We start from the raw sequence: 22,304 nt of genomic DNA, 5'->3' as shown, positions 1-22,304 counted from the left end.
TCGTTCGTGATGTCTATCAGCCAGCCTTCGCGAGTTGGGCCTTGCCCAGGCCGGAACTCTCGAAGGCGGCGCGCGTCGCGGCCTTCTCGGCCTCGGTCAGCTCCAGCATCGGTGGCCTGACGCGCCCGCCGACCTGGCCGAGCAGTTCCTGCCAGTACTTCTGGTGGGCGTGCGGCTTCTCGGCCGGCCGCGTGCCGCGCAGCGCCTCGCGCACCGGGTTCAGGCTGTCGCGGATGGCGCGGGCCTTCTCGGCCTCGCCGCGGAAGGCGAGGTCGGTGTAGTCGCGCATGCGCCGGTCGTTCGCCGTCTGGATCAGGTAGGGCGGAGAGGAACAGAGATAGAGCTGCCAGCCGAGCTCGAGGATGTTGTCGAGCCATTCCTCCTCGGACGCCGTGCTGACCAGGATGCGGTCGCCGGCGAGCCGCGTGAGCTCTGCATACATCGGCCGCGGCACGCTGTACTTGATCGCGACGACGTTCTCGATGTCGGCGAGCCGGTTGCAGAGCCGCGGGCTCATCAGATAGCCCGAATCCGGGTGGCTCCAGAGTGCGATGCCGATATCGACCTTCTCGGCGATGGTCCGGTAGTACTCGTAGACCGTCTCGTCCTGCGCCTTGAAGAAGTGCAGGATTGGGGCGTGGACGACGATGTAATCGGCGCCAACCTTCTGGGCATGCTTCGCCAGATCGATGACGACATCCATGTTCTGGTCGGAGCAGGACATGATCGTCTGGCCGCGCCCCGCACTGGCCTCGACCGCCAGCTTGAAGCTGCGCTTGCGCTCCTCGATCGACATCGAGAAGAACTCGCCCTGCTTGCCGGCGATGAACAGCCCGTCGATTTTGAGATCGTCGAGCCAGTGGCGGATGTTCTGGCGGAAGCTGTCCTCATCGATCGCGAGCGTGTCGGTGAAGGGGGTGAGCGCGGCCGCCCAGATGCCCTTCATATGGGCGCGGGCATAGGCCTTGGCGTCCTTCTTGGCGTATTTCATGAAGCCTAACCCTCGCATTCCCGCACGGTCCGGCAGATGGTCTGCGATAGCGAGGACTGGCCTTGACCGCCGATCCGCTCTGCCGCCTTCCACATCCCTGCCAGGCGTCGCCCCGCATCCGTGGGGCGATGAGGAATGATGGCATGAGGGGCGGGGTATACGGCAACTCGTAACATTCGTATGAATTCGGAAGCTGTCCTTATAAATCGGAAAACCCATGGCGATCACGCTGCGCCAGATCCAGGCCTTCCTCGCAGTGACCGAGCAGGGCACCTTCACCAAGGCGGCCGAGCGGCTGCACATGGCGCAGCCGGCGCTCTCGCAATTGGTGCGAGAGCTGGAGCGCGAGCTCGGCATCCGGGTGCTCGACCGGACGACACGCCGCGTCGAACTGACCGAGGGCGGGCGCGAGTTCCACGGCGCGGCGCTGAAGGTCGTGCAGGACCTCGACACGGCGGTGCAGAACGCCAACGGGCTGGCGGAGCGCCGTCGCGGGCGCATCGTCGTGGCGGTGCCACCGCTGCTTGCGACCGTGATCATGCCTCCGACCATCGCGGCGCTGCGCGAGAAGCATCCCGGCCTCCAGGTCGCGATCATCGATGCGCGCAACGACCTCGTCGTCGAAGCCGTCCGCTTCGGCCGGGCCGATTGCGGGGTCGGCACCTTCTCGGCGCTGGAGGACAATATCGAGCGCACGCCGCTCGCCCGCGACAGCCTGATGCTGTTCTGCGGGCGCGACAGCCGATTCGCCGGGCAGGAGAGCGTGCGCTGGCGCGACCTGGCCGAGGAGCAACTGATCACGCTCACGCGCGACAGCGGTATCCGCCTGCTGGTCGAGGTCGGCTACGAGAGTGCCGAGATCACGCTGCGGCCGGCCTATGAGGTGGCGCAGATCACCACCGCCCTGGCGCTGGTCGAGGCCGGGCTCGGCATCGCGGTGCTGCCGACCTATGCGCGTGCCGTTGCGCCGGTGGGCGTGCTCGCTCGCCCTCTGGCAGAACCTTCGATCGCACGCGACATCGTCATGATTCGGCCGAGCGGGCGTTCGGTCTCACCGGCGCTCGCAGCCTTTGAGACGCTGCTGCGACGCTTCGTGCGTCAGCTGGCGCCGAGCGAGGCGGATTGAGTGCCACGCGCCGCAAGCGGCAAAAGCAAAAAGGCCGCCCGGTGAGGCGGCCTTTCGTCCCTGTATCACAAGGGCATCAAATGGTGGGCGCGACAGGGATCGAACCTGTGACCCCTACGATGTCAACGTAGTGCTCTCCCGCTGAGCTACGCGCCCGTCGCCGCCAGAAGCGGCTTCCGGTAGCGTGTCCGGGCCGTGTTGGCCGCGATCACGCTGCGAGGTGAGGGGGCTATAGCGGCTCGCCTCGTAGCTTGCAAGGCGTTTGCCGCATAAATTCTCAAGCCGCCAACAGCTTCTCAACTTCGTTGACGAGCTCGCGCAGATGGAAGGGCTTGGAGAGCACCTTCGCATCCTTCGGCGTCTGCGAATCGGGGTTGAGCGCGACGGCGGCGAAGCCGGTGATGAACATCACCTTGATGTCGGGATCGAGCTCGGTGGCGCGGCGCGCCAGCTCGATTCCGTCCATCTCCGGCATGACGATGTCGGTCAAAAGCAGCTCGAACGGCTCCTCGCGGAGTCGATTATAGGCCGACAGGCCGTTGTCGAAGGAAGCGACGTCGTAGCCCGCATTCTGCAGGGCCTTGACCAGGAAGCGACGCATGTCGTTGTCGTCTTCCGCGAGCAGTATCTTCGTCATGGGCCTGTTGTGTCCGTCCCTGAGGCCTGTGTTTCGATGCGTCTGGCGCCGGTGCCACCGCCGGGCCTGGAACGGCTGGGTACTCACCCGTCCACGCAGTTGGAACCATGCGCTTCTATAAGGCAGTATCATGGTAAACAACGGGTGAATCCCATCGTGGATTTCCACGGTTTCACAACGTCGCTTCAACCGGCCGGGTTTGTGTGCTTCAGTTACAGGGCATGAGCGCGTTCTCCGCCCCGTTTCCGCCAGGTCCCGACGATGTCGTCACCGAGATCGAGCGGCCTTTCAGCCTGTATCAGCCGGCGCTTCAGGTCGTGCCGGTCGTGGTCGATGTGCCGCATGCGGGAAGGCGCTATCCGCGTGGCTTCGTCGATGCGGCGCGGCTGCCTCTGCGCAGCCTGAGGCGCTCGGAGGATGCTTTCGTCGACCGCCTGTTCGGACAGAGCGTCGCGCTGGGCGCGCCGCTGCTGGTGGCGGAGTTTCCCCGCGCCTATCTCGACGTGAACCGCGAGCCCTATGAGCTCGATCCGCGTATGTTCGAGGGCCGGGTGCCGCCCTTCGCCAATACGCGCTCGATGCGGGTCGCAGGCGGGCTCGGCACCATTCCCCGAATCGTCGGCGACGCGCAGGAGATCTATTTCGGGCGAATCCCGATCTCGGAGGGGCTCGCCCGGATCGACGGCCTTTATCGGCCCTACCATGCCGGCTTGCGCGGGCTCGTCCAGCGTACCCAAGGGGTGTTCGGCACCTGCATCCTGGTCGACGCGCATTCGATGCCGTCCGCAGGGCTCGACCGGGACGGGCTGTCGAAGTCCGATATCATCCTGGGCGATCGCTTCGGCACCAGCGCTGGCGGCTACATCACCGACATTGCCGAGCAGGCCTTCACCCGGCTCGGCTTCAGCGTCACCCGCAACCGGCCTTATGCCGGCGGATTCATCACCGAGCACTACGGTGCGCCGGCCTCCGGGGTCCACGCCCTGCAGATCGAGGTCAACCGGGCGCTCTACATGAACGAGGCCACGCTGGAGCCGCATGCGGGCTTTGTCGCGATCGAGCAGGCGATCGCCAGCGCGATGGCGGATTGCTTCGCGCGCTGGAGCGGTTGGCTCGACGATTGGCGCGAGGCGGCCGAATAGGCGGTAAAGCCGGAGGGTGGCCCAGCCGAGACAGCGACGCCGGACAAGAAAAAAAGGGCCGCACACTGGTGTGGCGGCCCAAGTCTAGGGAGGAAACGCCCAAGGAGGGCAACGAAGGTTTGATGTCATCTCCCCTTCGCAGTGCACAATATGAGAGTGCGCTGCAAAACGCAAGCGAAATTACGCAACTCGCAGGGGTCATGCGCATTGCGCATGGCGGGGGCGGTTTTTGCCGGTGTTTTTGCGATTCTTGTCACCTATGCGAGTTTGTGGCCCGGTGCCTTACGAGATTGATGCTGCGGAGCAGCAAAGGGGAGAGCTTTCATGAGCGCAGTCGATTTCGGCGCTTTCGTCGCGGATCTGGCCACCCAGTCGGGGCGGGCGATCCTGCCGTTCTTCCGGGCGCATCATCAGACCGAGGACAAGTCGCAGGGCGGCGTGTTCGACCCGGTGACGGAGGCCGACCGCGCGGGCGAATCGGTGATGCGCAACATGATCAAGGGGCAGTTTCCGGCCCATGGCGTGCTCGGCGAGGAATTCGGCAGCGAAAACACCGAGGCCGACTATGTCTGGGTCCTCGATCCGATCGACGGCACGCGCGCCTTCATCTCCGGCATCCCGGTCTGGGGCACGCTGATCGGCCTGACACGCAAGGGCGTGCCGGTCTACGGCATGATGCACCAGCCCTTCTCCGGCGAGCGCTATTCCGGCGACGGGCGCGAGGCGCGCTATGAGGGGCCGGGCGGGCCGCGGAAGCTGCGTACGCGGCCGGTCACCGATCTCGCCGCCGCGACGCTGATGACGACTTCGCCGGCGCTGTTCGAGGGCGAGGAGTCAAAGGCTTTCGGGCGCGTCGAGAAGCAGGTTCGGCTCTCGCGCTATGGCTGCGACTGCTACGCCTATTGCATGCTGGCGGCCGGCCATGTCGATCTCGTCATCGAGAGCGGCCTCAAGCCCTATGACATCGTCGCGCTGATCCCGATCATCGAGGGAGCCGGCGGTATCGTGACTTCATGGGACGGCGGCAGCGCTGCCGGCGGGGGGCGAATCCTCGCTGCCGGCAACAAGGCGCTGCATGAGGCTGCTCTCGCGCGACTCGCCGGCTGACGCGGACGCGGCCTGACCCTCGCCGGGAATGAAGGCGTCGAAGGCGGCCCAGAACTGGGCGCGGATCGCGTCGTTCTCCATCAGGATCTCGTGTCGCGCCGTCGGTAGCACCAGCGCGGAGCCGGTCTTGAGACGTGCGGCGAAGCGTTCGATCGCCGGCGTCGAGACCACCGGGTCCTGTCCGGCGGCGATGATCAGTGTCGGCACCTTCACCTCCAGCGCGGCGGACGGGGCGCCGAGGCGTGCCATCAGGCGAAAGGCCGTCCTGACCCAGGCGATGGTCGGGTCGCCGATGCTGAGATGGCGAGCCTCGGACGAGAGCGCGCTGTTGCGGGCGTAGCGGACGGCGTCGCTCGTCAGCCGGTTGCCTTCGAAGGGTTTCGTCGCGATGGCCGTGTCGCCGCCGCCCGGGACGAAGGCGCGGCCGAAGCCGAGCCAATAGAGCAGGCTGGCCAGGCGGCTGGCCCTGGCCGGGTGCGCGATCATGGTGAGGCCGAGCATCGGGGCAAGCGCCACCATGCGCGACACCGGCAGGGCGTCATGGCGGGCGGCGTCGAGGCAGAGTGCCGCGCCCATCGAATGAGCGAGGACGAAATAGGGCGGCGGAAGCTTCGCCTGCATTTCCGCCATCACAAGAGCGAGATCGGCTTCGTAATGCTTGAGGCGGCCGACATGGCCCTTGCGCTCGCGCCGGACGAAGCGCTGCGAGCCGCCCTGGCCGCGCCAGTCGAAGGTCAGCACATGGAAGCCGCGTCGGCGCAGTTCGGCGGCGGTTTCGCTGTAGCGCTCGATGAATTCGGCGCGGCCTTGCACGAGCACGACGGTGCCGCGCGCCGGCTTCACCGTCGGGCGCCAGCTCGCGAAGCGCAGGGAGGCGCCGTCGCGCGTCGCTGCGTGCCAGACCTTGCCATGGCCCGGCACGGGATAGCCGGGATGGGCAAAAAGAACGGCCTCGGCCATCGGCTCACTCCGGATCGCGACCGCATGCCCCCGCCGGTCGCCGAACTGCTTTCGGGCTTCGTTTATGCCCGTTGGTGGGGGCTCTTGAAAAGCGGGAAAGCCATCCCAGATCATGGATGCGCAGGCCGGAACCGGGTGCGCAAACCGAAACAGGCCCGTGCTCAGGCGAGGCGGGCTGGCCAAACTGTCGCTTCTTCGGAGGACATATCATGCGTCAATTCGATCTTTCCCCTCTCTATCGCTCGACCGTCGGCTTCGACCGCCTCTTCTCTCTCCTCGATCAGGCGACGAGCAACGACGCCGCGCCGGGCTATCCCCCCTACAATATCGAGCGAACCGCCGAGAACGGCTACCGCATCACGATTGCGGTTGCGGGTTTCGGCGAGGCTGACCTCTCCATCGAGGCCAAGGAAAATGCCTTGACCGTCAAGGGCGAGAAGCAGATTGCCGGCAGCGCCGAGAAGCGCGAAGTCCTGCATCAGGGCATCGCCGCCCGCGCCTTCGAGCGCCGCTTCCAGCTCGCCGACTATGTGCAGGTGACCGGAGCCAGCCTCGAGAACGGCCTGCTCCATATCGATCTCGTGCGCGAGATTCCCGAGGCCAAGAAGCCGCGCCAGATTCCGATCGCCGCCGCTTCCGCCAAGGTTCTCGAAGCCAAGATCGAGACCGCCAAGGCGGCGTAACGCGAAAGGCCGCACGGGCTGACGAGAAAGGCTCCCGGAAACGGGAGCCTTTTTTGTTGGTGCGCTGAGCAAGGCGACAACGACACGTCGTCATTTCCCGGCGGAGCGAAGCGCAGACCCGGAAACCATCGTAGAACTGCGGCGCCCTCCAATGGATTCCGGATCGGCGCCGCTATCGCGGCCTGTCCAGAATGACGGCGCCCCCCTCGGGGGAGCTACCCTCAGTTCATCGGGGCGACCGGAGCGATCGGCGTCTCCGGCTTGGGCGTGGACGGCGATGGATCAATCTGCTGCACGGGCGGGATCAACGGCGTTTGGTTTGCGGGCGCTGCGGTCGACAGCGGCGGCCTGCGTTCCGCCGCGTCCGTCCCGCGCACATCGCCCGGGTTGACGAGCTTGGGCTTGTCGGCGCCGGTCTCCGGGTTGGTCGCGCCCGGTGAAGGCTCTGCCGGCTTCGCCGGCTGCGGCGGAGTGATGGTCGCAGGCGCGCTGGCCTCGGCGGGCGCTCTCTCCGCGGGCTTCGCAGGCTCCGGCGCAGGCGGTGCGGCGGGCGAGGGGGGCGAGGCCGTGGCCGGAGCGCTGGCCTCGGCCGGGGCGGCCTCGGCGGGCTTGGCAGGTTCGGGTGCGGCCGGCGCCGCCGGTGATGGGGGAACGGACGTCGCGGGCGCGCTGGCTTCTGCCGGCGGCTTCAGCTCGGCCGGCCGTTCGGGGGGCTGGGGCACGAGGCGCGGGCGCGGTGCCTGCCCCTGATGCGGGTCGATGCGAGCGACATCCGGCGCGGGCACGCCCTGTCCGCGCAGCGGGATGCGGCGGATCAGATCGCCGGCATAAGCATCGAGGATCAGGCGCAGGCGCTGGCCGCCAGCCGTGACGCCATCGACGATATAGGTGTCGTCGCGGCGGATCGAGCGGTCGATCCTGACGAGGCCGTAGTCGCGGGCCGCTATGCGGTTGACCGCATAAGGCGAGACCGGCGCCGGTGTGCGCGGGACCAACGCCGGCGGGCGGGGTGCGTAACGGTAGTCATAGCGATAGCCGTAGCCATAGGCGGGATACGGGGCGTACCCGTCGTCATAATAGTAATACTGGGCTCCGGCGGTTCCCGCCGTGCCGGCCAGGGCGCTGGCCACGACCAGGCCCATCAGCGCGATGCGCCCCGGTGCGGTCGAACGATTTGCCATGCCACCTTCCTTAACGACTGCTTTCGTGGCGGGCAGTCTTGTTAGGGAATGCGGCAGGCATGGGGCTGGAAACGGGGCTGAAATGCGCCTCTTCAGCCTGCGATGGCGGCGATCAGGCGCTCGACATGCTCCGGCTCGGTCGCAAAGGACATGACGAAGCGGCCGACGATCTCGCCGTCCCGAAGCGGCGCTTCCGGCGGCAGCGAGCGGGCCGACCAGTCATAATAGCCGACGTCGGCCGCCTTCAGCCGCTCCTGGACGGCGGGCGGCAGCACGATGAAGACCTCGTTCGCCTGGCAGGGCCAGGCCAGGCGCGCCTCGCTGCCTTGCGCGACCGAATCCGCCAGGCGCCTGGCTCGGGCGTTGGCATGGCGGGCGAGGTCGAGCCAATGATCGTCGGCGAGGAGCCCCTCGAACTGGGCGCCAAGGAAACGGCCCTTCGACAGGGTCTGGCCGGCGCGCTTGCGGCGCCACTTCATCTCCTCGGCATGGCCGGGATCGAAGAAGATCACGGCCTCGGCCGCGAGCGCGCCATTCTTGGTGCCGCCGAAGGAGAGCACGTCAACGCCGGCCTTCCAGGTGACCTCCGCGGGCGTGCAGCCGAGCGTGACCAGAGCGTTGGCGAAGCGCGCGCCGTCCATATGCAGCTTGAGGCCGCGCGGGGTGACGGCGTCCTTCAGCGCCCGTACCTCGTCAGGCGTATAGACGGTGCCGCATTCGGTGGCCTGGGTGATCGACAGCGCCTGGGCCTGGACCTGATGGAAATCGCCGTCGCGCAGATGCGAGAGCGCCTTCGCCACGGTCTGCGGCTGCAGCTTGGCGCCGGTGCCGGGCAGGTCGACGAGCTTGGCGCCATTGCTGAAGAATTCCGGGGCACCGCACTCGTCCTCGACGATATGGGCTTCCTCATGGGTGAGGACGGCGCCCCAGGGCCGCACGATGCTGGCCAGTGCCAGCGCATTCGCCGCCGTGCCCGTGAGGACAAGGAAGACCGAGACCTCGCGCTCGAAGATCGCGGCGAAGCGCTCCTCGACGCGGCGCGTCCAGTCGTCCTTGCCATAGGGAGAGGCGTTGCCCTCATTGGCGGCGGCGAGCGCGGCCATGACGCGAGGGCTGGCGGCGGCGGTGTTGTCGCTGAAGAAATGCATGACCGAGGGTTAGGCGGATGGCGGTCTGCTGCCAAGCGGACGCTGGGAAAGGGGGGCCTGCGCGGCGCGCCGGGCTGAAACCTCGCTGCATGCCCAAAAACAAGAAGCGTGCTGCCGGAGTTAGGCTTTCGTCTCGGAAATGTCTGGCGTGGATTCAATTTTGCAATAAAATTTCGCCGCGGTGCAAAATCGACGCTTGTGCGCAGATTGGAATTCTGGCAAGTTCATCTCAATAGGACAGTGTTGCTGTCCCATTTTTCACCGCGCCGACCGAAAGCCGATGCAGGCTGGAGGTCGCGCCGTCGCATGGAGCGGAGCATGACGAGGGGCCGGGCTAAACACGCCAAAGCCAACCGTACGTGCACCGCCCGTAAAACGACGGGCTGAAGACAGGCGCGAGCGGGCGAGAGAACGCCCGGGGCGCCTGCGGAGGACGCGGGCGCGGTGGAAACAAAGCGCAAGCAAGCCTCTGACAAGACGACGGCCGAGCCGCCTTGGCCCCACCTTGCTGCTGACGCAACGTCGGCACTGAGGGCCGGAGCGGCGAGGATTGTGGACTGACGGGTCTACCCGCCGGCGGCGCGCCAGCGGGTTCTGGGAAGCGGGGTTTGACGATGAGCGTGACCAGCAAGTCGAGCGGCGCAGAGGGCTTCGAGCGTTTTCCGGCCGTGCGCGACCCGGCGATGCCGACGCATCAGGGCTTGTACCATCCCCGCAACGAGAAAGACTCCTGCGGCGTCGGCTTCATCGCCGACATGAAGAACCGCAAGAGCCACGCCATCGTCCAGCAGGGCCTGCAGATCCTGCACAATCTCGATCATCGCGGCGCGGTCGGGGCCGACCCGAAGCTTGGCGACGGCTGCGGCATCCTCGTCCAGATCCCGCATCGCTTCTTCAAGGAAGAGACGGGCAAGCTCGGCATCGAGCTGCCCGAGCCCGGCTTCTATGCCATCGGCCAGTTCTTCATGCCGCGCGACCCGGCGATCCGCGCGCTCTGCGAGGAGATCATCTCCCAGACCGTCGAGGAGGAAGGGCTGAACTTCCTCGGCTGGCGCGACGTGCCGGTCGACAATGCCGATCTCGGCAAGGCGGTGCTGGAAACCGAGCCGGTGCATCGCCAGCTCTTCGTCGGCCGCCCCGACGACATCACCAGCGAGGACGAGTTCGAGCGGCAGGTCTACGTTCTCAGAAAGTCGGTCTCGAACAAGGTCTACAAGCACCAGGAGCGCAAGACGGCGGAGTATTACCCCGTCTCGATGTCCTGCCGCACCATCGTCTACAAGGGCATGGTGCTGGTGAACCAGCTCGGCTCCTACTTCAAAGATTTGCAGGACGAGCGCTTCGACAGCGCGATCGCCCTCGTGCACCAGCGCTTCGCCACCAACACCTTCCCGTCCTGGCGCCTCGCGCACCCCTACCGGATGGTCGCCCATAACGGCGAGATCAACACGCTGCGTGGCAACGTCAACTGGATGGCGGCCCGGCAGGCGAGCGTCGATTCCGACCTCTTCGGCTCGGACATCTCGAAGCTCTGGCCGATCTCCTATGAAGGCCAGTCCGACACTGCCTGCTTCGACAACGCGCTCGAATTCCTGGTTCAGGGCGGCTACTCGCTCGCCCACGCCATGATGATGCTGGTGCCGGAGGCGTGGAACGGCAACCCGCTGATGAACGAGGAGCGGCGCGCCTTCTACGAGTACCATGCCGCGCTGATGGAGCCCTGGGACGGGCCCGCGGCGATCGCCTTCACCGACGGGCGCCAGATCGGCGCGACGCTCGACCGCAACGGGTTGCGCCCCGCGCGCTATCTCGTCACCGATGACGGGCTCGTCGTCCTCGCCTCCGAGTTCGGCGTGCTGCCGATCCCGGAGGAGAAGATCGTCGAGAAGTGGCGCCTGCAGCCCGGCAAGATGCTGCTGATCGACCTGGAGCAGGGCCGCATCATCGGCGACGACGAGATCAAGACGTCCTTGTGCCTCGCCAACCCCTACAAGGACTGGCTGAAGCGCACCCAGATCGTGCTGGAGGACCTGCCCCCGGTCGAGGCGCGCGCGTCGCGCACCGACGTGCCGCTGCTCGATCGCCAGCAGTCGTTCGGCTACACCACGGAAGATGTCCGGCTGCTGATGGCGCCGATGGCGGTGACCGGACAGGAAGCCGTCGGCTCGATGGGCACGGACACGCCGATCTCGGCGCTCTCGCTCAAGTCGAAGCTGCTCTACACCTATTTCAAGCAGAACTTCGCGCAGGTGACGAACCCGCCGATCGATCCGATCCGCGAGGAGCTGGTGATGAGCCTGCTCTCCTTCATCGGGCCGCGTCCGAACATCCTCGATCTCGAGGGCACCTCGCGGCGCAAGCGGCTGGAGGTGCGCACCCCGATCCTGACCAATGACGATCTCGAGAAGATCCGCTGCATCGGTCATTACGAGGACCGCTTCGACACCAAGACCATCGACTTCACCTACCCGGCGCGCGAGGGCGCGGCTGGCATGGAAGGCGCGCTGGCGCGGCTCTGCGAGCGCGCGGAGGCTGCGGTCCATGGCGGCTACAACATCATCATCCTGTCCGACCGGCAGGTCGGACCGGACCGCATCCCGATCCCGGCGCTGCTGGCGACGGCGGCGGTGCACCATCACCTGATCCGCAAGGGCCTGCGCACCTCGGTCGGCCTCGTCGTCGAATCCGGCGAGCCGCGCGAGATCCATCACTTCTGCTGCCTCGCCGGCTACGGCGCCGAGGCGATCAACCCCTATCTCGCCTTCGACACCCTGCTCGACCAGCATGCGCAGGGCGCCTTCCCCGAGGAGGTCGACGCCGACGAGGTGGTGAAGCGCTATATCAAGTCGGTCGGCAAGGGCGTGCTGAAGGTGATGTCCAAGATGGGCATCTCGACCTACCAGTCCTATTGCGGCGCGCAGATCTTCGATGCCGTCGGCCTGAAGAGCGCCTTCGTCGACAAGTTCTTCTTCGGTACCGGCACGGCGATCGAGGGCGTCGGTCTCGACGAGATCGCCGAGGAGAGCCTGCGCCGCCACCGCGACGCCTTCGGCGACTCCCCGCTCTATCGCAACAGCCTCGATATCGGCGGCGAGTACATGTACCGCGTCCGCGGCGAGGACCATGTCTGGAAGCCGGATGTCGTCGCCTCGCTGCAGCATGCGGTGCGCCTCAATGCACGCGAGCGCTACGAGGATTTCGCCAGGCAGGTGAATGACGACGCGCAACGGCTCAGCACCATCCGCGGCCTGTTCAAGGTCAAGATGGCCAGTGACGACGGGCGGGCGCCCGTGCCGCTGGAGAGCGTCGAGTCCGCGGCCGATATCGTCAAGCGCTTCGCCACCGGGGCGATGTCGTTCGGCTCGATCTCGCGCGAGGCCCACGAGACGCTCGCCATCGCGATGAACCAGATCGGCGGCAAGTCGAACACCGGCGAGGGCGGCGAGGAGTCGATCCGCTTCAAGCCGATGCCGGACGGTCGCTCCAAGCGCTCGGCGATCAAGCAGATCGCGTCCGGCCGCTTCGGCGTCACCACCGAATATCTCGTCAATTCCGACGTCATGCAGATCAAGGTCGCGCAGGGCGCCAAGCCCGGCGAGGGCGGTCAGCTCCCCGGCCACAAGGTCGATGCCAAGATCGCGCGGACCCGGCATTCGACGCCGGGTGTCGGCCTGATCTCGCCGCCGCCGCACCATGACATCTATTCGATCGAAGACCTGGCGCAGCTGATCTTCGACCTGAAGAACGTCAACCCGGCGGCCGATGTCTCGGTGAAGCTCGTCTCCGAGATCGGTGTCGGCACGGTCGCGGCTGGCGTCGCCAAGTCGCGCGCCGACCACATCACCATTTCCGGCTTCGAGGGCGGCACGGGCGCAAGCCCCCTGACCTCGCTGAAGCATGCCGGCTCGCCCTGGGAGATCGGCCTTGCCGAGACGCAGCAGACGCTGGTGCTGAACCAGCTGCGCGGCCGCGTAGCCCTGCAGGTCGATGGTGGCCTGCGCACCGGCCGCGACGTCATCATCGGCGCGCTGCTCGGGGCCGACGAGTTCGGCTTCTCGACCGCGCCGCTGATCGCCGCCGGCTGCATCATGATGCGCAAGTGCCACCTCAACACCTGCCCGGTCGGCGTCGCGACGCAGGACCCGGTGCTGCGCAAGCGCTTCAAGGGCCTGCCCGAGCATGTGGTGAACTACTTCTTCTTCGTGGCCGAGGATGTCCGCCAGATCATGGCGGAGATGGGCTTCACCAAGATCGAGGAGATCGTCGGTCGCGCGGACCTGCTCGACAAGCGGGAGGCGATCGAGCACTGGAAGGCGAAGGGCCTCGACTTCACCAAGCTCTTCCACAAGGTCGATCTGCCGGAGGTGGCGATCCGCCATGTCGAGCTGCAGAAGCACCCGATCGACACGGTGCTGGACCGCAGGCTGATCAAGGCGGCGGAAGGCGCGATCGAGACCGGCGCCCCGGTCGTGATCGAGGAGCGCATCTGCAACGTCGATCGCTCCACCGGTGCGATGCTCTCGGGCGCCGTCGCGAAGAGGTACGGCCATGCCGGCCTGCCGGACGACACCATCACCGTGAAGCTCAAGGGCACCTCGGGCCAGAGCTTCGCGGCCTTCCTCGCGGCGGGCGTCACCGTCGAGCTCACCGGCCAGGCCAACGACTATGTCGGCAAGGGCCTGTCGGGCGGGAAGATCATCGTGAAGCCGGACCCCGCCGCCAAGGCGGTGCCGGAGCGCTCGATCATCGTCGGCAACACCGTGCTCTACGGCGCGATCGCGGGCGAGGCCTATTTCCGCGGCGTGGCGGGCGAGCGCTTCGCGGTGCGCAACTCCGGCGCCATCGCGGTGGTGGAAGGCACGGGCGACCATGGCTGCGAGTACATGACCGGCGGCGTCGTCGCGGTCATCGGCCAGACCGGGCGCAACTTCGCCGCGGGCATGTCGGGCGGCATCGCCTATGTGCTGGACGAGGACGGCACCTTCAAGTCGCGCTGCAACCTCTCGATGGTCGATCTCGAGCCGGTCGAGGAGGAAGAGGAGCTGATGGAGCGGCTGCACCATCACGGCGGCGATCTCGAGCACAAGGGTCGCATCGACATGACCAACATGTCCGGCCATGACGAGGAGCGCCTGATGCAGATGCTGACGAACCACGCAAACTACACCGGCTCGGAGCGCGCTCGCACGATCCTCGACAACTGGGCGGATTACCGCACCAGGTTCGTCAAGGTGATGCCGGTCGAATACCGCCGCGCGCTGCGCGAGATGGAACAGGCCCGCACCTTGCAGGCCGCGGAATAAGCGAAACGCGCCACCCGCCGGGGCCCGAACGGCCCCCGGTCACGCGATCAGACAGGCACGCGCGCGGGGACGACCCGGGCACACGGCGAGAGAAACGGCATGGGCAAGGTCACAGGCTTTCTCGAATTCGACCGGCAGGAGCAGAAGTATCAGCTCGCCGGCGACCGCATCCGGCATTTCCGTGAGTTCACGCTCCCGCTGGAGGAGCGCGACATCAAGAAGCAGGCGGCGCGCTGCATGGATTGCGGCATCCCCTTCTGCCATGGGCCGACGGGCTGCCCGGTGCACAACCAGATCCCGGACTGGAACGAGCTGGTCTATTCCGGCGGCTGGGAGGATGCGCTGCGCAACCTCCACTCCACCAATAATTTCCCGGAGTTCACCGGCCGCATCTGCCCTGCGCCTTGCGAGGAAGCCTGCACGCTCAACCTCGAGAACATGCCGGTGACGATCAAGACGATCGAGCAGGCGATCGCCGACAAGGGCTGGCAGGAAGGCTGGATCGCGCCTGAGATCCCGGCCAAGCGCACGGGCAAGCGCATCGCCATCGTCGGCTCCGGTCCGGCCGGAATGGCCGCGGCGCAGCAGCTCGCCCGCGTCGGCCATGACGTCCATGTCTATGAGCGCGAGGCCAAGGCCGGCGGGCTGCTGCGCTACGGCATCCCCGACTTCAAGATGGAGAAGGGGCATATCGATCGCCGCGTGAAGCAGATGGAAGCGGAGGGCGTCACCTTCCACTACAACGCCAATGTCGGCGTCACCCTGCCCTTCGCCACGCTCGTCGCCGAGCATGATGCGGTGCTGATGACGGGCGGTGCGGAAGCGCCGCGCGATCCCGGCCTGCCGGACACCAATCTGGCGGGCGTGCATTACGCGATGCCGTACCTCACCCAGCAGAACAAGCGGGTCGGCGGCGAGGACGTATCGAACGAGGCACCGATCCTGGCCGCCGGCAAGCATGTCGTGGTGGTCGGCGGCGGCGATACGGCCTCGGACTGCGTCGGCACCGCCTTCCGGCAAGGCGCGCTCTCGGTGACGCAGCTCGACATCCGGCCGATGGCGCCGGAGATCGAGGACAAGCTCACCGTCTGGCCGTACTGGCCGACGAAGTTCCGCACCTCGTCCTCGCAGGCCGAGGGCGCCGAGCGCGAGTTCCAGGCGGCGACGCTCGGACTGGAAGGCCGCAACGGCCGGCTGACCGGCGTGAGATGCGCGCGCGTCGACGAGAAGCGCAAGCCGATCCCCGGCACCGAATTCGTGCTGCAGGCCGATCTCTGCTTCCTTGCCATCGGCTTTGCCGGTTCGCTGATCGAGGGCATGATCGCGCAGTCGGGCGCGGCGGTGGACAAGCGCGCCAACGTCGTCGCCAACGACCGCGACTACAAGACCAGCACCGACAAGGTCTTTGTCGCCGGAGACATGCGCCGCGGCCAGTCGCTCGTGGTCTGGGCGATCCGCGAGGGGCGACAGGCGGCGCACGCCATCGACAAGGAGCTGATGGGCGCGACGATCCTGCCGGTGTGAGGTCGCCGCCGTCCCGGAGCGATCGCAGTTCAATCTCTTCCCAGCAGCCCGGATCGGCCGATGTGCCGGTCCGGGCGCTCTGCGTTTTACAAGTAATCTTAAGACGGCGCAGTGATACCCGATCAGCCGCAGATGCGGCCGCTCGGAGCACCGAATTGTTGCGAATTCATCGATGAGAGCGATATCTGCCTAGGAAATCGGCAGGTTTTGTCGTTGCCCGGAATAAATACTTGACCTGAGCGCCGTGGTGGAGTGCAAGCGCGCTTGTGTCCTTCCCCTGTCGCTTGGTCAGATGACGCCGGTTATTTTCACAACGGTCGGCCTCCCCAAAGCGAAGCAGCTGGATGCTTGGCGCGGTTGGTTCGACGCGGTCTTCGATGTCGAGGTCGACGATCCTCAGGCCGGCTTTTCCGCGACCAGCGAGATCTGGAATTTCGGTGGTTTCGGCCTGAGCCGCGTGCAGGCGCCGAAATTGCGCGCGTCCCGCACGGCCGACCTCGTCCGGCGCAACCCCATCGACCACTGGAACATCACGATCGGCCACAAGCGGACGTTCGGAGAGGCGGGGCGGCAGCGCTCGATCGACGTGCCCGCCGATACGCCCTTCGTGGCGTCGCTGGGGCGCGAGCTCGTCAGTTTCCGCGAGGCCGACGACCGGCTGCAGCTCTATCTGCCGCGCGACACCTTTCCTGAAGTGACCGCCATCCTGGAAGGGGCGGAGGGCCGGCCGCTCAGTGACGCGATGGGCAAGCTTCTGGCCGAGTTCATTGTCCTGCTGTCGCGTAACGTTTCAAGCTTCTCCGAGGCGGATTTGCCCGGCCTGCAGACCGCCGTGCGCGGCATGCTGCTCGCCTGCATCGCGCCATCGTCGGATCACAATTCCCTCGGTGCCGCGCCGGTCGCGGTGACCCGCAAGGAGATCGTCCGGCGCATCGTCGACCGCAACCTGCAGAGCAACGCTCTCGGGCCGGATCTCCTTTGCCGGGAGGCGGGCATGTCCCGCTCCCAGCTCTATCGCCTGCTCGAAAGCGAGGGAGGCGTGAGGAACTACATCCAGCGGCGACGCCTCAAGCAGTGCTTCGCGGAGCTGTCGAACGGCGCCAATTTCGGCTCGATTGCAGCCATCGCCGAGGGGCTGGGTTTTCCCGATCCGTCCAGCTTCAGCCGCTCCTTCAAGAAGGAGTTCGGCCTGACGCCGAAGGACGTGATGCATGCGACGCTGTCGGGGATTCCCGCGAACGCCGCCTATGGGACCCCGCCCGATGCCGAACTGAACCTGCGCGACCTTCTGGCGCAGATCGCGCGAGGCTAGAGCCCGGACCCATCAGGTTGAACCGACCGGATGGGCCAATCCATCTCCCGCTTTGAGAAGGAGCCTGTTCCGGGATGGGCGAAGGGCGGGCGTCAGCCGCGTCCTCGCTGCCGGTCGAGGGCCCCCTGCAGTTGCTCGACGCGGATGGCCAGCGCTTCCTTGGTCAGATTGACCCCTTCCGGCGCCCCGTCGATCGACAAAAGGATACCTCGCTCGGCCATGTCGAGCTGCTCCTGTGCGAGTTCCAGGTGCTTCATCAAGGTTTGCGTAACGCGGTCCTTGGCCGCCTGGTCCGTATCCATAGCGTCCTCGCATTTTTGCTCGCGATGGAGCGACGATCGCATAGCCGAGACGACGAGCCAAGCCGAAGCCGGGAGCCTCACATTTCGGCCTCACGCCATGGCTTTGCTCACCGGCGGGATTTTCCACGTCCCATTGATGATCGAGGGGCTCTTTTCGTTGGGCCAGTACATTCTCAGCATCAGAATGAAATCGCCTTTCGGAGCCGGGAGCCAATTGGATTCCCTGTCTTTCCCGGGGGATTCATTCTGGATGTAGAGATCGGTCGAGCCGTCCGGATTGGACTTCAGATTTTGCCGGGCGCTGATCGAATAGCGATTGATCGGGTTGTCGACGAAGAAATAGTCGGCGTCATACATCGTCAGGGACCAGAACCCGTTGACGGGCGGCAACTGACCCTTCGGGAAGCGCATGACATATTTGTTCGCGCCACTGTACTTCCGCCCCTCGGAATCTTTCAGCGAGGTCGGATAAATTGCGTCTTGAGGCCGGTTGGCGCCGAGCCCGATCGCCGTGACCAGCGCCCGCATCAGGTAGTCTGTGCCATAGATCCCGGTCTTCGTCGTGAAGCCCCAGCCTTTCTCGTCCCTGACCTCCTTGTTGATCTTGAACTGGATCATGATCCGGTCGAAGGCGACCTCTGGAACGCGCTTGAGGAAATCGGCCTTGAGCTTGCTCGCATCGAAATCCTGCCCGGGAACGATCCCGATCCGCGCGAATTTCGCGATCTGCAGGGCATCCGCAGCGGCCGGCGGATTGTCCTTCATCAGCTTGCTCAGCAGCGTGAAATAAGACACCGCGTCCATGCGGTTTACCTGCTCGCGAACCGCCATTTTCATATCGACCGAGGGATCGACGGTCCCGGGCGGCGGCGTATAGGGCTTGCCATAGGAACTCAGCGGGACGAGCTTGAAGGCGTCTTGGAGCTTATGCACCTCGGCATAGTCCTCCGGAGTGCCCGTGCAATAGATGCGCCCCAGCAACCAGACGATGCTCGTCTGAGATTTGTACTCCTTGACCCCCGACGGAAGGGTCCCTTTCCATCCGGGGCCGGTAATCGCGTAGGTCTGCGCGCCGGTTCCCGTCGTGCGCTTGCCCGGGACCTGGAAGACGTTCGTCCAGCCGTCGAGCATCGGCATGAGAAAATAGCGGCCGTTCATGTCCGGGATGCTCAGCACCCATGGCTCTTTGCCGACATCGAAGAACGCGGTGGTGTAGAGTGTGTCTGCGTTGGGCGCCGTGACATCCCTGAAGGAAGCGTTCGGGTACTCGCGCAACCTGATGATCGTGCCCATCGGCGCGCGCGTTCCCACCGGCGCCGCGACATTGGTGACGATCTTGCGGGTCATCTCCATGGTGACCAGCGGATAGCCGTAGATATAGGCGTCGGTGGCGAGCCAGAAATCCTCCATGCCTTCGCCGATTCCGAGAAACTTGTCGAACTCTGCCCGGCTCGGCGAGCCAAGCGAGGACCCGGCCAACAGGCTGACACCACCAAGAGCCAGATTTCGACGGGTAATAGGCTCCGGCATTTTATCCTCCCTCGATGTAAGTGCGTTTCAGACGTCGATCGAACATTCGATTGAAGTTGAGCGCGGATGGGGACCCCGTGACAGGCTCGCCGTCGATCGCACCCGAATGTCGATCTGCGGGATTTCCGGAGTGATCATCTGCCGAGCACTGGGGCACCCCGATGCGATGCTGCAGAGAGATGCCTGCGACGAACGAGAATTGCCGATCAGGCGGCCCGCGGGGAGTAGGTTACGGTAGGATGCGTGCCCCCTTTTGCCAGGCGGAGAGGCGCGGCGGGGGCTACGTGTCCGGGCTGCAATCCATCGAAGATGCGGCGGTTCCGTCGGCTCCGCACCGGGCGCTCCGCGAGATGGCCGGCGCGACGATGGCGACGGTCATGCCGTGGACGCACTGTTCATCCGGGCCGGCGCCGCTATGGTGGCGACCATGGAATCGAAACAGAGGGGGAAGCTGGCGCTGAGCTAGGGCTTCCATTTCCGCACCCGAGGACCTGTTTCCGCCCCGCGCTTAACCTCGCGGGGCTGACCGGGAGCGCATCGCCGTCTCATCGTCAGCCCTTTTCGGCGCGCTCGTTCGCGCCTGCCTGACTTCATGAGATTCCGATGTCCCTGATCGCCATCAAAGACCTTTCGCTCGTCCGCAGCGCGCCGCTTTTCGCCGGGCTCAACCTTTCCATCGCCAAGGGCGACCGCCTCGGTCTCGTCGCCGCCAATGGCCGCGGCAAATCCTCGCTCCTGCGCATCCTCGCCGATCAGGACGAGGCCACCGGCGGGACGCTGACCCGGGCCCGCGGGCTCGTCAGCGCCTTCGCGCCGCAAGACCCGCCCGAGCGCCTCCTGCCGATGAGCTTCTACGAGGCGGTACGCGACGCGCTCGACGCCGAGGCCGCCGAAATCGAGGGCTGGCGGGTCGACGTGCTGCTGGATGACCTCATGGTTGACGAGGGGCTGCGCGGCCGTGCCGTCCACAGCCTGTCGGGCGGCTGGCAGCGGACGATGCTGCTGGCCCGGGCTGCGGTCGTCGAACCGGATCTGCTGTTGCTGGACGAGCCGACCAACCATCTCGACCTCGAACGGATCGGCCTGCTGCAGCGCTTCCTTGCCGCCCTGCCGCGCGATTGCGCCGTTGTCGCCGCGAGCCATGACCGCGCCTTCCTCGACGATGCCAGCACGCGCACCCTGTTCCTGCGTCCGGCGGAAAGCGCCGATTTCGCCTTGCCCTATTCGCGGGCACTGCAGGCGCTGGAGGAGCGCGACGCGGCGCGCGGCCGGCAGTTCGAAAATGACATGCGCAAGGTCCGGGCGCTCAGGCAGCAGGCGGCCAAGCTCAAGAACATCGGCATCAACTCCGGCTCCGATCTGCTGGTGGTCAAGACGAAGCAATTGTCCGAGCGAGCCGACAGGCTGGAGGAGAGTGCGCGGCCGGCCCATAAGGAGCGCTCGGCCGGGGCGATCCGGCTCGTCAACAGCGGCACCCATGCCAAGGCGCTGGTCGCGATCAAGGATACGGCGATCGCCGTGCCGGATGGGCGGCCGCTCTTCCGCACCGGACAGCTCTGGATCGAGAACGGAGACCGGATCGCGCTGCTCGGTGCGAACGGCAGCGGCAAGACGCGCTTCGTCACGCGGCTGCGGGCGGCGTTTGACGGGTCCGATGCGGATATCCGCGCCGCTGCGAGCCTCAAGGCCGGCTTCTCCGACCAGGCGCTCTCGCAGCTCGATGCCTGGCCGACGCCCTGGGCGGCCGTCAAGGGCGCGAGCGATGTCGGCGACCAGCTGGCGCGCACGCTGCTCGCGGGTGCCGGCATCGCCAGCGAGGCGCCGGGTGCGCCGCTCGCCCGGCTGTCGGGAGGGCAGAGGGCACGGCTCGCCATGCTGCTGCTGCGCCTTGCCCAGCCGAATTTCTACCTGCTGGACGAGCCGACCAACCATCTCGACATCGAAGGCCAGGATATGCTGGAGCGCGAGCTCACCGAGCATGGCGCGGCCTGCCTGCTGGTCAGCCATGACCGCGCCTTCGTCCGCGCCGTGGCGACGCGGGTCTGGGTCATCACGGGCAAGAAGCTGGTCGAGGTCGATGATCCCGATCCCGTGTTCGACCGGCTGATGGCGGGCTGAGCTCAGCGCGGCCAGCGATAATCATCGAGCCGGCCGGGGACGGGATCGGGCGCGATGCCCTGGCCGAAGACGCGCTCGAGCTGCAGCTCAGCGTCGCCGCGCCCGCGTGCCTCGGTGATCGAGGCCAGCAGCGGCTGCCCGGATATCGGGGTCTGCCCGGTCAGCGGCTGGATAGGCCCCGCCAGCGGGCGCGCCTGCAGGGCCGGGGGCAGGCCGATCGTCGGCACGCCGGCGACCATCTGATCGATCAGGCGCTCGACGCCGCCGGGTTGCAGCTCGGGGGTGGAGGGTGCGCCGGTCTCGGGCGAGACGGGCAGGGCGATCACGCTGTTCTGCGGCGCCGCCTCGATGATGCGGCGGATGACGAGATCGACGAAATGGGCGGCCTTGCGGGCGCCGGCGGCGGTGAAATGGATGCCGTCGCCGAGGCGCAGCCGTGTCGGCTGGCCGGACACGTCCGGACCTGTCGCGGTGTAGCGGTTCTCGGCATCGACGAAGCCGCCCCACAGATCGACATATTGCCCGCCGGCCTTCTCGACGCGCTGGCGGTAGAGTTCGTTGAACGAGACGAAATCGGCCGAGAGCCGGCCGTTCTGCACCGGTGGTGCACCGACCCAGATCAGCGGGATGCGACGGGCCGCGAAGGCGTTTGCGATGAGGTCGACGCGGTCGCGATAGAGTTCGAGCCAGCGCGGACTTAAGGGATCGAGAACGGCCTCGCCCTCGCGGATGGGCTGCCGGTCGTTGAGCCCGACCAGCATGACGCCGAGGGTGATCTTCTGGTCGCCGGCCAGGATCCCGTCGACCGCCTTCGGCCAGTCGTAGAAGTCGGTCCGGACGAGGCCCGAATCCGGCTTGGACTTGTGGATCACCTCGACGTCGGGGCGGTCGTTGAGGGCCTCGTCGAGGCCGTTGGCGAGGAGATTTGCGAGCGAATCGCCCATCACCACGATGTGGCTGCTGACATCGACCTTGGGAATGACCGGGTCGTCGCGGACGACGACGGGGGCCTCGCGGCGGCGGATGACGGGGGCGACACGCTGGCGTGGCTGCGGCGCCGCACGCTGCGGAGCAGCCGGCAATTGCCAGAAGAGCTGAAAGAGGTTGCGCTGTTGCTGCTGGGCAAGGGAAACTGGCCCGCCCGTAACGAGGAGCAGGCAGGCGGCAGTCAGAACCAGGGCGAACGAACGCAGACGCATCTGCCTATCCGATCCAGCGGCGCCTATGCCGGGCACTATAG

General features: G+C 66.4%; 16 protein-coding genes and 1 tRNA gene. 8 read left to right on the top strand and 9 right to left on the bottom strand.

Features of this window, described 5'->3' with window-relative positions:
- Positions 1-16: 16 nt before the first annotated feature.
- Complete coding sequence (locus tag AC1DIN_RS24050; protein ID WP_476811584.1) at positions 17-991, bottom strand: dihydrodipicolinate synthase family protein; 975 nt, start codon at positions 989-991, stop codon at positions 17-19.
- A gap of 217 nt (positions 992-1,208) precedes the next feature.
- On the opposite strand from AC1DIN_RS24050, the gene AC1DIN_RS24045 reads away from it, so the two are divergent.
- Positions 1,209-2,117 carry a LysR family transcriptional regulator gene (locus AC1DIN_RS24045; protein WP_476811583.1) on the top strand — a complete coding sequence of 303 codons (909 nt, stop codon included), beginning with the start codon at positions 1,209-1,211 and terminating at the stop codon, positions 2,115-2,117.
- Positions 2,118-2,198: 81 nt separating this feature from the next.
- Here the strand turns inward: AC1DIN_RS24045 and AC1DIN_RS24040 are convergent.
- Both AC1DIN_RS24040 and cpdR read right to left on the bottom strand, forming a co-directional pair.
- Positions 2,199-2,273, bottom strand: a tRNA-Val gene (locus tag AC1DIN_RS24040).
- A 121-nt stretch (positions 2,274-2,394) separates the two neighbouring features.
- Positions 2,395-2,754 (bottom strand): cell cycle two-component system response regulator CpdR, encoded by a 360-nt coding sequence (gene cpdR, locus AC1DIN_RS24035; protein WP_038363805.1) that lies wholly within the window; start codon positions 2,752-2,754, stop codon positions 2,395-2,397.
- 221 nt (positions 2,755-2,975) lie between these two features.
- Here cpdR and AC1DIN_RS24030 point away from each other — a divergent pair, with 221 nt between their 5' ends.
- Positions 2,976-3,896: an N-formylglutamate amidohydrolase gene (locus tag AC1DIN_RS24030; protein ID WP_476811582.1), complete on the top strand. Its 921-nt coding sequence runs from the start codon at positions 2,976-2,978 to the stop codon at positions 3,894-3,896.
- Between the two features lie 324 nt (positions 3,897-4,220).
- Positions 4,221-5,003 (top strand): histidinol-phosphatase, encoded by a 783-nt coding sequence (gene hisN / locus AC1DIN_RS24025; protein WP_476811581.1) that lies wholly within the window; start codon positions 4,221-4,223, stop codon positions 5,001-5,003.
- Here the strand turns inward: hisN and AC1DIN_RS24020 are convergent.
- Positions 4,908-5,963: an alpha/beta hydrolase gene (locus AC1DIN_RS24020; RefSeq protein ID WP_476811580.1), complete on the bottom strand. Its 1,056-nt coding sequence runs from the start codon at positions 5,961-5,963 to the stop codon at positions 4,908-4,910. The two genes, hisN and AC1DIN_RS24020, sit on opposite strands and share 96 nt — an antisense overlap.
- Positions 5,964-6,172: 209 nt before the next feature.
- On the opposite strand from AC1DIN_RS24020, the gene AC1DIN_RS24015 reads away from it, so the two are divergent.
- A complete protein-coding gene (locus AC1DIN_RS24015) occupies positions 6,173-6,646 on the top strand; it encodes an Hsp20 family protein (RefSeq protein ID WP_441472612.1) in 474 nt (157 codons plus the stop codon).
- A 221-nt stretch (positions 6,647-6,867) separates the two neighbouring features.
- Here AC1DIN_RS24015 and AC1DIN_RS24010 read toward each other — a convergent pair whose 3' ends face one another.
- Both AC1DIN_RS24010 and AC1DIN_RS24005 read right to left on the bottom strand, forming a co-directional pair.
- Entirely contained in the window at positions 6,868-7,827 is a 960-nt protein-coding gene (locus tag AC1DIN_RS24010; RefSeq protein ID WP_476811579.1) for a hypothetical protein, read from the bottom strand.
- Between the two features lie 92 nt (positions 7,828-7,919).
- On the bottom strand, positions 7,920-8,975 hold the full coding sequence (locus AC1DIN_RS24005; protein ID WP_476811578.1) for a threonine aldolase family protein: 1,056 nt from the start codon (positions 8,973-8,975) through the stop codon (positions 7,920-7,922).
- Between the two features lie 614 nt (positions 8,976-9,589).
- Between AC1DIN_RS24005 and gltB the strand changes: the two genes are divergently transcribed.
- The 3 genes from gltB (at position 9,590) to AC1DIN_RS23990 (ending at position 17,114) form a co-directional block, all read left to right on the top strand.
- The gene (gene gltB, locus AC1DIN_RS24000; RefSeq protein ID WP_476811577.1) at positions 9,590-14,278 is read left to right on the top strand and encodes a glutamate synthase large subunit; all 4,689 of its coding nucleotides are present in this window, start codon (positions 9,590-9,592) and stop codon (positions 14,276-14,278) included.
- A gap of 99 nt (positions 14,279-14,377) precedes the next feature.
- Positions 14,378-15,802 (top strand): glutamate synthase subunit beta, encoded by a 1,425-nt coding sequence (locus AC1DIN_RS23995; RefSeq protein WP_476811576.1) that lies wholly within the window; start codon positions 14,378-14,380, stop codon positions 15,800-15,802.
- A 292-nt stretch (positions 15,803-16,094) separates the two neighbouring features.
- Positions 16,095-17,114: a helix-turn-helix domain-containing protein gene (locus AC1DIN_RS23990; protein WP_476811575.1), complete on the top strand. Its 1,020-nt coding sequence runs from the start codon at positions 16,095-16,097 to the stop codon at positions 17,112-17,114.
- Positions 17,115-17,206: 92 nt separating this feature from the next.
- Here the strand turns inward: AC1DIN_RS23990 and AC1DIN_RS23985 are convergent, their stop codons facing one another.
- Together AC1DIN_RS23985 and AC1DIN_RS23980 are read right to left on the bottom strand one after the other, a co-directional pair.
- Complete coding sequence (locus AC1DIN_RS23985) at positions 17,207-17,416, bottom strand: hypothetical protein (protein ID WP_476811574.1); 210 nt, start codon at positions 17,414-17,416, stop codon at positions 17,207-17,209.
- Positions 17,417-17,506: 90 nt separating this feature from the next.
- The gene (locus AC1DIN_RS23980; protein WP_476811573.1) at positions 17,507-18,946 is read right to left on the bottom strand and encodes a DUF1254 domain-containing protein; all 1,440 of its coding nucleotides are present in this window, start codon (positions 18,944-18,946) and stop codon (positions 17,507-17,509) included.
- A gap of 603 nt (positions 18,947-19,549) precedes the next feature.
- Here AC1DIN_RS23980 and AC1DIN_RS23975 point away from each other — a divergent pair.
- Complete coding sequence (locus AC1DIN_RS23975; protein WP_476811572.1) at positions 19,550-21,064, top strand: ATP-binding cassette domain-containing protein; 1,515 nt, start codon at positions 19,550-19,552, stop codon at positions 21,062-21,064.
- A 2-nt stretch (positions 21,065-21,066) separates the two neighbouring features.
- Here AC1DIN_RS23975 and AC1DIN_RS23970 read toward each other — a convergent pair whose 3' ends face one another.
- Positions 21,067-22,263: an SGNH/GDSL hydrolase family protein gene (locus AC1DIN_RS23970; RefSeq protein WP_476811571.1), complete on the bottom strand. Its 1,197-nt coding sequence runs from the start codon at positions 22,261-22,263 to the stop codon at positions 21,067-21,069.
- Between the last annotated feature and the right edge of the window lie 41 nt (positions 22,264-22,304).

Source organism: Allobosea sp. 05T438, from assembly GCF_056396025.1.
Note: the sequence above shows the minus strand (reverse complement) of the source record. Positions and strands in the feature narration are given on the sequence as shown.